Genomic DNA, 13,317 nt, shown 5'->3' on the forward strand with positions numbered 1-13,317 from the left:
TGCGCCGGGCGTTGTCGATCATCTCGGTGCTGCTGAGCAGCCCGACGTCCGGCCGCCCGATCAGCGACGCGGTGGTGCCGAACCCCGTCATGTAGACGACGTCGAACCCGGCCTGCTCCACCAGCCGCGCCGACAGCGCGTCGTAGGCACCGGGGGCGACGAGCGGAGCGTCGGCCGCGAGCAGCTCGCGCAGCCGGGCCCGCGGCGCGATCGGTCCCGACAACAGCTTTCCCACGTGCCTCCTTCCGCCGTTTGTATGCAAGCCCTGAAAATGTACCGCCGAGACCTTGTCGACGAAACCCGCCGGCCCTACATTGCACACAATTCCTGCGGGAGGTCACGTGACGCGAGCTTCGGAGCGAGCGGTCGGCGCGGTGCGGGAGCTGATCCTGCGCGGCGACTTCGCCGCCGGTGCTCGCCTCGGTGAGGCCGAGCTGGCCGAGCGGCTGGGCGTCAGCCGCACGCCGGTGCGCGAGGCGCTGACCCGCCTCGCGGCCGAGGGGCTCGTCGAGATCGTCCCCAACCGGGGCGCCCGGGTGAGCAGCTGGACCGTCGCCGAACTGGAGGAGGTGTTCGACCTCCGCGCGGCGCTCGAACCAAGGCTGACCGCACTCGCGGTGCCGCACGCGGACGAGCCCCACATCGCCGAGCTGGAGGCCCTCGCGCAGGAGATGCTGGCCGTCGGCACACCCGGCCCCGACCAGGACCTCGACGCGATCGTCCCGCTCAACCGCGCGTTCCACGGCCGCCTCGTGGAGCTCGCCGACCACGCCGCGATGGCCAGCGCGCTGGCCGGGGCGATCCACGCCCCGATCGTGCTGCGCAACTTCCACGCCTACGACGACGCGTCGCTGCGCCGCAGCCTCGCGCACCATCTCGAGATCGTCGCCGCGATCCGGGCGAGTGATCCCGCCTGGGCGCAGGCCGTCATGACCGCCCACATCCACAACGCCCGGGCCGTGATGGTCCGGACCGCCCGCGAGCAGGAGGATTCATGAGTTATCGGCTCGGAGTCGACGTCGGAGGCACCTTCACCGACGTGCTGCTCGTCGAGGAGGCCAGCGGCGCCACCTGGCGCGCCAAGACCGCGTCGACGCCCTCCGACCAGGCCATCGGTGTGCTGAACGGCATCGGCAAGGTGTGCGCCGAGGCCGGCATCGAGCTGAGCGAGGTGGCACAGGTGCTGCACGGCACCACGATCGCCACCAACGCGATCCTGGAGGGCAAGGGCGCCACCGTCGGACTCGTCACGACGAAGGGCTTCCGGCAGGTCCTGCAGATCGCCCGCTCGTACGTCCCCGGCGGGCTCGCGGGCTGGATCATCTGGCCCAAGCCCGAGCCGCTGGCGGCGCTGGAGAACACCGTCGAGGTCGATGAACGCCTCGCCTCCGACGGCACGGTGATCCGGTCGTTGGACGAGGCGGACGTCAGAGCGCAGCTCGCGAAGCTGAACGGCATCGACGCGCTCGCCGTCTCCCTGATCAACTCCTTCGCCGACCCGGCCCACGAGAGGCGCATCGCCGAGATCGCCGCGGAGCTGTTGCCCGGCGTGCCCGTCTCGCTGTCGTCCGACGTGCTGCCCGAGCTGCGCGAGTACGAGCGCACCGTCACGACGGTGGCCAACGGCTACGTCCAGCCGCAGGTCAAGCGCTACATTGAGACCCTGAGCGGCAAACTCACCGAGGGCGGGGTCGCCGGCGAGCTCGCCATCCTGCGCAGCGACGGCGGGCTCTCGGCCACCGACGCCGCGATCGCCTCACCCGTGACGATGCTGCTGTCGGGCCCGGCCGGCGGCGTCACGGGCGCGGTGTGGGTCGCCGAGCAGTGCGGCTACTCCGACCTCATCACCTTCGACATGGGCGGCACCTCCACCGACGTCGCGCTCGTGCAGGGGCTGACCCCGCGGATCGGCCGCGAGACCAAGGTCGGCGACCTGACGGTGCGCGCGTCCAGCGTCGACGTCCGGACGGTCGGCGCCGGCGGCGGCTCCATCGCCCACGTGCCCGAGCTGACGCGCGCGCTGCGTGTCGGGCCTCAGTCCGCGGGCGCCGCACCCGGCCCGGCCGCGTACGGCAAGGGCGGCACCGAGCCGACCGTCACCGACGCCAACGTCGTGCTCGGCTACCTGCCCGCCTCCCTGGCCGGCGGCGAGATCACCCTCGACGTCGACGCGTCCCGGCACGCGGTGGACCTCGTCGCCAAGTCGATGGGACTCGCCTCCCCGGAGCAGGCCGCAGCGGGCATCGTCGACATCGTCGACGAGAACATGCTCGGCGGCCTGCGACTGGTCTCGGTGCAGCAGGGCTTCGACCCCCGCGACTTCGCGCTCGTCGCGTTCGGCGGCGCCGGCCCGCTGCACGCCAATGCGCTGGGCAAGCTGACGGGCGCGTGGCCGGTGATCGTGCCGCCGTCGCCCGGGGTGCTGTGCGCACTGGGCGACGCGACGACGTCCAAGCGGTCGGAGTCGGCGCGAACAGTGCTGCGCCGGTTCGCCGACCTGGAGGGCGGCGACCTCACGACCGTGCTGACCGAGCTCGCGGCCGAGGCCGGCGCTCGGCTGACCGAGCAGGGCGTCGCCGAGGCCGACCAAACCACCACCTACCAGGTGGACGTCCGCTACCACGGCCAGGGCTTCGAGATCCCCATCGAGGTCACCACCCTCGACAACGACGCGCTGACCACACTCGCCAAGGACTTCGACACCGAGCACGAGCGTCTGTTCTCGTTCCTGCTGACCACCGACCACGAGCTGGTCAACGCCCGCGCGACCGTCTCCGGCCCGCGGCCGGAGGTGGCGGCGGTGACGCTCCCCGCGTCGGAGGGGCCGCCGACGCCGGCCGACACGCACCCGATCCACGTCTACGGCGCAACCGTGGACGCGAACGTCTACGACCGCACCACCCTGCGCGCCGGTGACGTGATCACCGGGCCGGCGATCGTCGTCGAGATGGACTCCACGACCCTCGTGCTGCCCGACCACGCGGCCACCGTGCACGCGTCCGGTTCCCTCTTGATCAACCCGGTGGAGGCCTGAGATGGCACGCATCATCGAGACCGCGACCGGCGCCGTCGAGCAGACCGACGTCGACCCGGTCACCCTGGACCTCATCGAGAACGGCCTGCGCAACGCCCGCTACGAGATGGACGAGGTGCTCTTCCGCACCGCCCTGTCCCCCGGCATCCGCGAGCAGCACGACGAGTTCCCGCTGATCGCCGACCCGGACGGCAAGATGGTGGTCGGCCAGTTCGGGCTCTCCATCCCCGACTTCCTCGAGGGCTTCGACGACACCGTCGAGGAAGGGGACGTCCTGCTGACGTCCGATCCGTACGCCTGCGGGGCCGCAATCAGCCACGCCAACGACTGGCTGATCGTCGTGCCGATCTTCTCCGAGGGGCGCGTGGTGGGCTGGGCGTCGATGTTCGGGCACATGTCCGACGTCGGCGGCAAGACACCGTGCTCGATGCCGACCGACGCGCGCACGATCTACGAGGAGGGCGTGGTGATCCCGCCCTTCAAGCTCTACTCGAAGGGGACGATCAACGAGGACGCGCTGCGCATCATCCTCAACCAGGTGCGCATGCCCGACTGGAACCGTGCCGACCTCAACGGCCTGGTCGCGGCCTGCCGCACGGCGTCGCGGCGCGTGGTCGAGATGTGCGAGCGCTTCGGCACCGCCACCTACCTCTCCGCGCTCGACGCCCTGCTGCAGCGCAACTACGACGCGATGAAGGTGCTGCTGTCGCTGGTGTTCGACGAGGGGCGCACGCTCAGCTTCACCGACTACATCTGCGACGACGGCCTGGGCAACGGCCCGTACGAGCTCAAGCTCTCGCTCACCCGCACGGGCGAGAAGGTGCACCTCGACTTCACCGGATCCAGCCCGCAGGCCGCCGGGCCGATCAACTACTACATCAACGAGAACCTGACGCGGATGTTCTTCGGGATCTACATGATCACCGTGGCCGACCCGCAGATCCTCTGGAACGACGGCTTCTACCCGCTCGTCGACGTCACGATCCCCGACGGGTCGTACTGGAAGCCCAAGCATCCGGCGTCGCTCAACGGTCGCAACCACGGCATCGGGCGGGTGTTCGACCTGTTCGGCGGCCTGCTCGGCCAGACCAACCCGGCGCTGCTCAACGCGGCCGGCTTCTCGTCCAGCCCGCACTTCATGTACTCCGGCAACTACTCGAGCGGCGACCGCAAGGGCGAGTGGTTCCAGCTCTACTCGATCGGCTTCGGCGGCATTCCCGGCCGTCCGCTCGGCGACGGGCCGGACGGCCACTCGCTGTGGCCCAGCTTCGTCAACATCCCATGCGAGTACCTGGAGTCGTACTACCCGCTGCGCATCGAGAAGTGGGAGACGATCGCCGACACCGGCGGCGCGGGCCTGCACCGCGGCGGCAACGGCGTCGACGTCGCCTACGTGTTCGAGGAGCCGGGCGAGATCGCGATCCACGACGACCGCTGGCTGACCTACCCGTGGGGCGTCAACGGCGGCACGCCCGGGGCGCGCGGGACCAAGTGGCTCGACCACCCCGACGGCACGCGGACGGTGCTGCCGTCCAAGTGCCACGATGTTCCCGTGCGACCCGGTGACGTCCTGCACTTCGTCACGTGGGGCGGCGGCGGCTGGGGCGACCCGTTGGAGCGCGACCCGGCCCTGGTTGAGCTGGAGGTCCGGCGCGGCCTCGTCACCGACGCGGGGGCCCGCCGCTATGGCGTGGTCGTCGGGGATCCGGCCGCCACGCAGGCGCTGCGCGCCGACATGCGGGCGAACCGGCCCGCCGAGCTGCCGGTGTTCGACATGGGCCCGCCGATGGAGACGATCCTGGCCGACTGCGAGGCGGAGACGGGCCTCCCCGCGCCGAACCGGCCGGTCTGGACGTGAGCGGGCCCCACGGCGGTGCGTTCTCCGGTCGGGTCGGGTGGGGGTCGTCGCCCGCGCTGGTCGTGATCGACCTGGTGCGCGCTTACACCGAGCCGGACGGGCCGTTCGCGCTGCCCGAGCCCGCACCGGCCGTCGCCGCGACCGCTTCACTGGTGGACGCGGCGCGGAGCGCCGGGTTCCCGGTCGTCTGGACGGTGGTGCGCTACACGAGCGGGCTGGCGGACAGCGGGCTGTTCGTGCGGAAGGTGCCCGCTCTCGCGGCGTTCGCCGAGGACGCCGAGGGCGGCTGGGGAGAGCTGACGCTGAAGCCGGTCGCGGGCGAGCCGGTGGTGGCGAAGCAGTACGCATCCGCGTTCTTCGGCACCTCGCTGGCCGCGACGCTGCACACGGCGGGCGTCGACACCCTCGTGATCGCGGGCGTCTCGACGTCGGGCTGCGTGCGGGCCACGGCGACGGACGCCCTGAACCACGGCTTCCGCCCGCAGGTCGTCCGCGACGCCTGCGCGGACCGCACCCGCGAGCTGCACGACGCCAACCTCGCCGACCTCGACGCGAAGTACGCCGACGTCGTCGGCTCCGGCGAGGCCCTGGACCACCTCCGGAGCTGATCGTGCAGCAGGAATCCGGCCCGGTCGGACACCGGATTCCTGCTCGACGATCAGCGACGGCCGCGCCGCGCCGGGCGGGCCGTGCCGATCCCTGCGAGGTGGAGGGCGACGCAGAGCAGTCCGGCCGTGGTGAGCGTCGTCGGGGTGACGACCGAGACGGCGTAGCCGATGAGCTCGAAGATCAGCGCGAGGCCGAAGATCCAGGCTGACTACTCGGCGTTGACCCGCCGCTGAGAGGGCCGCCCGGGACTAGCAAGCTAGGGCGCAGGCCTGCACGTCGGGGCAGTCTCCCCGGTCTTGCTCCGCTTCTCGGTGACGAACCTCCGTGACGGTGGGGCGGCTGGCCATCGCCGGAGCCCAGGAAGCGGAAGAACGGCCGCCCCGCAGCTGGTGTCGGAGTCGCGGTCGCACCGGCCGCCTACGGCGCTCGGCCGGCCGCGGCTGACCGGGGATCATTTCACGCGGTTCGGGTGCGCGGCCTGCGCTCAGCCGCCCTGGTTTCCGAGGTCGGCGCTGATCTGCTCAGCGATGCCCACCAGCAGCGGGACGACCTCCTCCCGGAGCCGCTCCGGATCCGACCGCCCGCTCGAGGCTGAGGACGCGAGGGCGGCCACGACCGACCCTGACCGGTCGCGAACGGGCGCCGCGACGAAGTCGGTGACGGTCCACCCACGACGAACGTCATCGCGCGCAGGCGCCGTTCCCGCGCGGGGCGCCCGGCGAGCCGGGGACGGCGCGGTGCACGCCTGCCACTTGCTCGCATCACGATCATCGCCCTATCGACGGATGCCTTTCTCGATCGTCAGCAGAAATGATTGTGACAACAACTGCCCGTAGGGAAGATCATTTCTCCGGGCAGTGTCGACCCCGCGCCCGTGCCCCTTCCGCCGGCATTCCTGATCGCTATCAAGAATCGGGCAAATCGGACATCGCTGCGGCGAATCCGGTAGTGATTAATTGGAGATCTTGACTCGGCCATTGCGCTAGGGGACTCTCTCGTTCGCTGAGGCTGTCGGGATCCGAAGCACCACCTCCTCGCAGCCTGCGATGGGAAGATGGGTGAGTGTCGTGTGGCCGAGCCGTCGTTCTCAGATGTCGATGATGGCCGTTGCGGCCTGCCTCGGGATGGCCTCCTGCAGCGCTACGCCGGGTCCGACGAATCCGGTCCAGAACCCGAACAGTGCCAAAGTAAGCGTGGGGATGGTGACCCACGGCCAGGTGAGTGATCCTTTCTGGGCGCAGGTGAAGCAGGGCGCCGAGCAGGCGGCATCGGATTTCAATGTGGACCTGCGCTATAGCGCGCCGCCGACGACCGACGCCCAGGCGCAGGCGAAGCTGATTAGCGACACCGCCGGGCAGAAGCCGGCGGCGATGGTGGTGACGATCCCGGATCCGACCGTGCTGACGGCGCCGATCAAGCAGGTGTCGGAGTCGGGGATCCCGGTGATCGTGGCGAACGTCGGGGTCAACCAGCTCGACCAGGTCGGCGGGCTCACGTTCGTCGGCCAGGACGACACCTTGGCCGGTCAGGATGCCGGCACGGCGATGACACAGGCGGGCGTCAAGCGTGCGCTGTGTGTGATCCACGAGGAGCAGAACACGGCCCTGACGGACCGGTGCTCGGGCTTCCAGACGCAGTTGGCGGCCTCGGGTGGCACGGTGGCGGTCCTGCACGTCAACGGCACCGACGCGCAGGGGTCCCAGACGGCCGTCACGAACGCCCTCGCGCAGGACCCGACGATCAACGGCGTGCTGGCCACGGGTATCCAGGGGTTCAGCGCGGTGAGCGCGGCAGTGAAGGGCCTGAACGCGGCCGGGCGGATCAAGATCGGCACGTTCGACGTCTCGGTGGACAACCCGAACAACCTGGCAGCCGTGCAGAGCGGCGACGCCCTCTTCGTCGTCGACCAGCAGCCCTTCCTGCAGGGGTACGACGCGGTCCAGACCGCCGCGTACCAGGCCCGCTTCGGCCAACACCCGTTCCGGCCGATCTACACCGGACCCAGCATGGTGACGAAGGACAACGCCGCCAAGGTGATGAGCCTGTACCAGGGTCTCGGGAAGCCGGGCCAGCAGCAGCGGGTGACCATCGCCATGGTCACCCACGGCCAGGGCTTCGACCCGTTCTGGGCCCTGATCCGCAAGGGCGCCGAACAGGCCGCGACGGACTTCAACGCGGACCTGAAGTACAGCTCGCCGGACACCACCGACCCGAACGAGCAGGCCAAGCTGATCACCGACGCTGCCGCCCAGAAACCCGCGGCGATGGCCGTGACGATCCCCGACCCGGCGGTGCTGACCGCGCCGATCAAGCAGGCGTCCGACTCCGGGGTGCCGGTGATCGTGATGAACGTCGGCGTCGGCCAGCTCAGCCAGGTCGGCGGGCTCACCTACGTCGGGCAGGACGAGACGCTGGCCGGTCAGGAGGCAGGCACGGCGATGGCCCAGGCCGGGGTCACCCACGGGCTGTGCGTCATCCACGAGGAGCAGAACGCCGCCCTCACCGACCGGTGCGACGGCTTCAGCAAGCAACTCGCCAACACAGGCGGCACGGTGCAGGTGCTGCACGTCAACGGCGCGCAGCTGCACGACGCCCAACAAGCGGTGGAGAACGCCCTCCAGCAAGATCCGTCGATCAACGGCGTGCTCGCCACCGGCCTTCCCGGCTTCAGCGCGGCAGGCGGCGCGCTGCAGGCAACGAACGCGTTCGGAAAGGTGAAGCTCGGGTCGTTCGACGTCTCGACCACCAACCTGGCGGCCGTCCAGAACGGCCAGGCGCAGTTCGCCGTCGACCAGCAGCCCTTCCTGCAGGGCTACGTGGCGGTGCAGGTGGCGGCGTTCCAGGCGCGGTTCGGCCAGCACCCGTTCCAGCCGATCTACACCGGGCCGAGCCTCGTCACCAAGGACAACGCTGCGCAGGTGGCGAAGCTCTACCAGGGCAATGCGCCCGTGCTCGTGCAGCAAGGCGGATACCCGAGCTGAGAGGAAGTGATCACATGAACCTCGCCGCGGAAACCTTGACGCTGCGGCTCGGCGGGTTGGACATCGCGCTGCTGGTGATCTACTTCGGCTTCGTGATCGGCATCGGGTTCGCGTTGAAGCGCCTGGTCACGACGTCCGCGGATTTCTTCCTGTCCGGCCGATCGCTGCCCGCGTGGGTAACCGGGATCGCTTTCATCGGCGCCAATCTCGGTGCTATCGAGATCCTCGGCATGGCGGCCAGCGGCGCCCAGTACGGGATCTCGATCGTGCACTACTACTGGATCGGCGCCGTCCCGGCGATGATCTTCCTCGGTGTCGTGATGATGCCGTTCTATTACGGCTCGAAGGTGCGCAGCGTCCCCGAGTACCTGGTGCGCCGCTACGACCAGAAGACGCACCTCGTCAATGCGATCATCTTCGTGCTGGCGTCGATCCTGATCGCCGGGGTGAACTTGTACGCGCTGGCCGCGGTGTTGGACGTGCTGCTGGGGATCCCGCTGCCGATCGCGATCGTGGTGTCGGCGTTGTTCGTGCTGTCCTACATCCTGCTCGGCGGGCTGACCAGCGCGATCTACAACGAGGTGATGCAGTTCTTCGTGATCTGCGCCGGGCTGATCCCGATTGTGATCATCGCGCTGAAGGAGGTCGGCGGCATCGGCGGCCTCTTCCAGAAGCTGTCGGTCAACGGGCCGAACTTCACCCACCCCTGGTCGGGTCTCGGGTTCGGCGGCGACAACCCGATCGGCGACTGGGTCGGGCTGGTGTTCGGCCTGTCGTTCTGCCTGTCGTTCGGATACTGGACGACCAACTTCGCCGAGGTGCAGCGGGCCATGTCGGCCAAGGATGACAACGCCGCCCGGCTGACCCCGATCATCGGTTCGTTCCCGAAGATCATCATTCCGTTCGCGATCGTCATCCCGGGCATGGCCGCGGTGCTGCTGCTTCCGGGGATCGGCGAGTCCGGCGGGCTTCCCTACAACGACGCCATCCCCGGGCTGATGAACAAGTACCTGCCCACAGGCGTGCTGGGCGTGGCCATCACCGGGCTGCTCGCCGCCTTCATGGCGGGCATGGCGGCCAACATCTCGTCGTTCAACGCGGTGTGGACCTATGACATCTGGCAGACCTACATCCGGCCCGGTCGTCCGGACCGCTACTACCTGCAGGTCGGCCGCTACACCACCATCGCCGGGGTCTTCGTCGGCATCGGCACCGCGTTCCTGGCCGCAGGCTACAGCAACATCAATAACTACATCCAGACGCTCTTCTCGTTCTTCAACGTGCCGATCTTCCTGGCGTTCATCGTCGGCATGTTCTGGAAGGGCGCCGGACGCAGCTCCGGTTTCTGGGGCATGCTCGTCGGCACGATCACCTCGTTCGGGATCTTCCTCCTCTACCAGTTCGGAGTGCTTCATTTCCGCAGTGACCTCGGTGAGAACCAGTGGGCGGCCATCATCGCGTTCCTGGTCGGCCTGGTGGTGATGGTGATCGCGACCCGGTTCAGCGAGCCGAAGACCGACGAGGAGCTCGAGGGCCTGGTCTACGGACGCCAAACCCTCGCCGCGGCTGGACCCACGGAGAAAGCACGCGGCATCGCCGCAATCGTCAAGAGCCCGGTCGCGCTCGGCGCGCTGTCCCTGGCGTTGTGCGTCGTCGCGTACGTCTACATCGAGCTGGTGAACTGAGGGAGGACGCGTGGCCAAGAAATACGACCTCGACCCGGAGGAAGCCAAGACTTGGCGCTTGGCGAAGCTGTTCGACCTCCGCACGTTCATCGGTGTCCTGTTCGTCATCTTCGGGGTGCTGGTGATCATCCCCGGTTTGGCGCCGAGCCCGGCCGACATCGAGAAGGCGGCGGGGATCAACATCGCGCTGTGGGTGGGCGCGATGATGCTCGCCCTCGGCGTGATCTTCCTGCTGTGGATCCTGCTCAGCCCGCCGCCGCCGGTCACCAAGGCGGAAATGGCGGCGGCCAAGAAGGCGCTGGAGGAGATGGGCACGTCCGGCGGCATGCATCACTAGACGTGGACGGTCCGGAAACCTTGGGCAACGATGGTTGTCGAGGGCTGCAAGTCCGAGGATCGGCCCGACTGTGACAGCCCATTTGGGTGATTGTTGAGAGGGAGCGAGTTGTGAGGGCATCGTCGTTCGCTGCGCGGGATGCGCAGACGGATTCCTCCACGGTCGAGCGTGTCGGATGGTGGGAGCGCAGAAGGCAGCGCAGGCGGCTAGCGGGCCAGGACCGGCTGAGCGCCCACATCGCCGAGCTGATGCAGATCCGCGAGCTCGTCGGGGCCGCACGGGAGGTCGTGGCGGCGGGCTGGGTCCAGGACGCGTGGTACGTCCGCCCGGATGAGCACGGCCGCGACCACTCGATCGGGTACCTGCGGGGGAACCTCGGTGGCGGCCCGGTCGCCCGTGCGTGTCTGGTGGGCGCGATCCTGCACGCCAACGGCAGCGCCGCGACCGCCGACACCCAGGTGGTCCAGCGCACCTTCGACCTGGCCTGGCACACGCTGCACCGTAGTGACCGCGAGCCGGTCCGCTGGTGCCCGGCCCCGCCCATCCGCGCACAGCAGCTCCGCGACCTGGTCAGCTGGAACGACCGGCCCGGGCGCACCGGTGCCGAGGTGGAGGCGCTGCTGATCGCGGCCGAGCAGACGGCCGACCGGGAGGTCGCGCGGAGCCGTCAGCAGCTCACCGCACTCGTGTAGGGCGGCACAGAAGGAGGCGACGATGAGTGAGCCGCGCGGCCAGGCGCCGATCGTAGTGGGCGTCGACGGGTCCGAGGACAGCAAGGACGCCTTGCGCTGGGCGGCACGACAGGCTCAGGTCACCGAGGCCCCCCTGGAGGTCATCACGGCGTGGCACCTGCCGATCGACTTCGCCACGGCGTGGCAGATACCTGCCACCTACGGCAAGTCCCGTGCGCAGGTGGACTTCACCGAGGAAGCGCACAAGATGCTCACCGCGGCGATCGAGGAGGTGCTGGGGGCGAACCCGCAGGTGGCGGTGACGCCGAAGCTGGTCAACGGGCAAGCCGCGCCGGTGCTCATCGAAGCCTCCCGGCACGCGGCACTCCTCGTGGTGGGCGGCAGCGGGCACGGCGGGTTCACCGGGATGCTGCTCGGCTCGGTGAGCCAGCACTGCGTGCAGCACGCCACCTGCCCGGTGGTGGTGGTGCGCCACCGGGTGTGACACGCACTGCCTAGCGGGTGCCTGCCGTCATCCGGTGCCGCATCGTGCGGACAGTTTGTGCGGATCAGCGGGTGTGCAGGTGTGCAGGTGTGCGAGTAAGCGGCAAGCACCCCAGGTCCGGGACGGCTACCTCGCCGACCTGCTGCTGGTCCGCGGCAACCCGGTGGAGGACGTACGGATCCTCCAGGATCGCGACAACCTCGCGATGGTCATGAAGGACGGAGCTGTGCACGCGACGGACCTGCCCGCGCTCGCGCACATGTCTGCCGTATGAAGCCGGCCCACCGGCAGTACGACCAGTCAGGTCTGGACCGGCAGTTCGACATCGCCGCGGCAGTCCCGCGGTTCGACGAGCACATAGCCTGGTTCGCCGCGCAGAGCAGGCTGCTCCGTGCGGCGAGCCCGCGCGCCGCGCTCGACGTGCCCTACGGCGTGTCGGCGGCAGAGACGCTGGACGTCTTCCCCGCCGACACGCCAGACCCGCAACCGGTCCAGATCTTCTTCCACGGCGGCTACTGGCGCCGGTTCTCGAAGGACGACTTCTCCTTCGTCGCGGGCACGGTCAATGCCGCCGGCGGCATGGCGGTCGTGGTCGACTACGCGCTCGTCCCGTCGGTCTCCCTCGGGACGCTGGTGCGGCAGTGTCTCGACGCGGTCGCCTGGGTAGCGCAGAACATCGAGCGCTACGGCGGCGATCCAGAGCGGATCTTCGTTTCGGGGCGTTCGGCCGGGGGCACTTGGCGGCTGTCGCCAGCACACACGACTGGTCCACGCACGGTCTCGCCCGCGACCTGGTTCGAGGAGTCGTGGCCATCAGCGGGCTCTACGACCTCGAACCGGTGCGATCGAGCAACCTCAACGAGGTGCTCCGTCTCACTGACGCCGACGTGGATGAGCTCAGTCCTGCCCGAAGACCATCAGGTAGGGCGCCCGTGGTTCTCGCCTACGGCGCCGAGGAACCGACGAGTTCCGACGACAAGCCGCCGACTTCCGGCGTGTTCGGGGCGAAGTGGGGTCGACGACGGCGCTCATCGAGCTCGGCGGGGTCGACCACATGACGGCGGTGATCGAGTTGGGAACCTCCGGCAGCCAGATCGCGCAGATCATGCTGGAACAGATGCAGCTCCCCCCAGAGCCGTGTAACCGGCACCTTCTCGCAGAGGATCCCGCGGCAGCACCCCGGCGCGGCGTCCGAGTAGCTCTAGGCCAGCTGGGCTGGCAGCTTCTCTGAGGCCATCATCGCGATCGCCTCGTAGCCATTTTGGGTCAACCACCTGGCCGAGCAGCTCCGCGGCCCGGCGATGGATCGCGACCTCGGCCTCGGGCCCACCGATCCGCCGTCGAGCACCTGCAACTCGGCGTTCTCACTGGTGGCGCCCGGGAGCTGGCCGGTATCGATGATGTCGAGGCCGGTGGCGACCAGTGCGGGCTGGCAACGGGCGCAGTGGCCAAGCGTGATGGGGCTCCTGGAGATCGCAGGGTCACCCCAACGTGCGTATCAGAAACTTCCAGTGCAGCGGCGTGTCGCTCGTCACCGACGCGGGTGGTCGGCGGTGGGAGATCACCGAGGGCGTCGAGCCGCACCCGGTCCTCGAGGACGACGAGGATCTGGAGTACGGACTGGAGTACGGACGACG

At 69.3% G+C, this 13,317-nt stretch carries 12 protein-coding genes and 1 pseudogene; 11 read left to right on the plus strand and 2 right to left on the minus strand.

The window, feature by feature from the left end; genetic code table 11:
• The coding region (locus JWR81_RS17880) for an isocitrate lyase/phosphoenolpyruvate mutase family protein (RefSeq protein WP_297653641.1) at nucleotides 1–235 on the minus strand (235 nt) is incomplete at its 3' end.
• Between the two features lie 106 nt (nucleotides 236–341).
• On the opposite strand from JWR81_RS17880, the gene JWR81_RS17885 reads away from it, so the two are divergent.
• From JWR81_RS17885 to JWR81_RS17900, 4 genes are read left to right on the plus strand one after another with little or no spacing between them, the layout of a single operon-like run.
• Nucleotides 342–998 (plus strand): GntR family transcriptional regulator, encoded by a 657-nt coding sequence (locus tag JWR81_RS17885; RefSeq protein ID WP_297653644.1) that lies wholly within the window; start codon nucleotides 342–344, stop codon nucleotides 996–998.
• Nucleotides 995–3,034 carry a hydantoinase/oxoprolinase family protein gene (locus tag JWR81_RS17890; protein WP_297653648.1) on the plus strand — a complete coding sequence of 680 codons (2,040 nt, stop codon included), beginning with the start codon at nucleotides 995–997 and terminating at the stop codon, nucleotides 3,032–3,034. The genes JWR81_RS17885 and JWR81_RS17890 overlap by 4 nt, the downstream gene beginning before the upstream one ends.
• Nucleotide 3,035: 1 nt before the next feature.
• Entirely contained in the window at nucleotides 3,036–4,892 is a 1,857-nt protein-coding gene (locus tag JWR81_RS17895) for a hydantoinase B/oxoprolinase family protein (RefSeq protein WP_297653651.1), read from the plus strand.
• Complete coding sequence (locus JWR81_RS17900) at nucleotides 4,889–5,500, plus strand: isochorismatase family protein (protein WP_297653654.1); 612 nt, start codon at nucleotides 4,889–4,891, stop codon at nucleotides 5,498–5,500. The genes JWR81_RS17895 and JWR81_RS17900 overlap by 4 nt, the downstream gene beginning before the upstream one ends.
• Nucleotides 5,501–5,985: 485 nt before the next feature.
• On the opposite strand, the pseudogene JWR81_RS17905 reads toward JWR81_RS17900, so the two are convergent.
• Nucleotides 5,986–6,138 (minus strand): annotated as a pseudogene (locus tag JWR81_RS17905) (IclR family transcriptional regulator); the annotation flags it as partial.
• 562 nt (nucleotides 6,139–6,700) lie between these two features.
• Here JWR81_RS17905 and JWR81_RS17910 point away from each other — a divergent pair.
• From JWR81_RS17910 to JWR81_RS34415, 7 genes are all read left to right on the plus strand, one after another.
• A complete protein-coding gene (locus JWR81_RS17910) occupies nucleotides 6,701–8,482 on the plus strand; it encodes a substrate-binding domain-containing protein (RefSeq protein WP_297653672.1) in 1,782 nt (593 codons plus the stop codon).
• 14 nt (nucleotides 8,483–8,496) lie between these two features.
• Complete coding sequence (locus JWR81_RS17915; RefSeq protein WP_297653657.1) at nucleotides 8,497–10,167, plus strand: sodium:solute symporter family protein; 1,671 nt, start codon at nucleotides 8,497–8,499, stop codon at nucleotides 10,165–10,167.
• 10 nt (nucleotides 10,168–10,177) lie between these two features.
• Nucleotides 10,178–10,504, plus strand: a complete 327-nt coding sequence (locus JWR81_RS17920; protein WP_297653660.1) for a hypothetical protein — start codon at nucleotides 10,178–10,180, stop codon at nucleotides 10,502–10,504.
• Nucleotides 10,505–10,614: 110 nt separating this feature from the next.
• Nucleotides 10,615–11,196, plus strand: coding sequence for a hypothetical protein (locus JWR81_RS17925; protein WP_297653664.1), 582 nt, complete (start codon nucleotides 10,615–10,617; stop codon nucleotides 11,194–11,196).
• 22 nt (nucleotides 11,197–11,218) lie between these two features.
• Nucleotides 11,219–11,680 (plus strand): universal stress protein, encoded by a 462-nt coding sequence (locus JWR81_RS17930; protein WP_297653666.1) that lies wholly within the window; start codon nucleotides 11,219–11,221, stop codon nucleotides 11,678–11,680.
• A gap of 79 nt (nucleotides 11,681–11,759) precedes the next feature.
• On the plus strand, nucleotides 11,760–11,954 hold the full coding sequence (locus JWR81_RS17935) for a hypothetical protein (protein ID WP_297653669.1): 195 nt from the start codon (nucleotides 11,760–11,762) through the stop codon (nucleotides 11,952–11,954).
• Nucleotides 11,951–12,823, plus strand: coding sequence for an alpha/beta hydrolase (locus tag JWR81_RS34415; protein WP_367278806.1), 873 nt, complete (start codon nucleotides 11,951–11,953; stop codon nucleotides 12,821–12,823). The genes JWR81_RS17935 and JWR81_RS34415 overlap by 4 nt, the downstream gene beginning before the upstream one ends.
• Nucleotides 12,824–13,317 lie beyond the last annotated feature (494 nt).

The sequence above is a fragment of the Pseudonocardia sp. genome, from assembly GCF_025965585.1.
In the GTDB taxonomy this organism is placed as follows: Bacteria; Actinomycetota; Actinomycetes; order Mycobacteriales; family Pseudonocardiaceae; genus Pseudonocardia.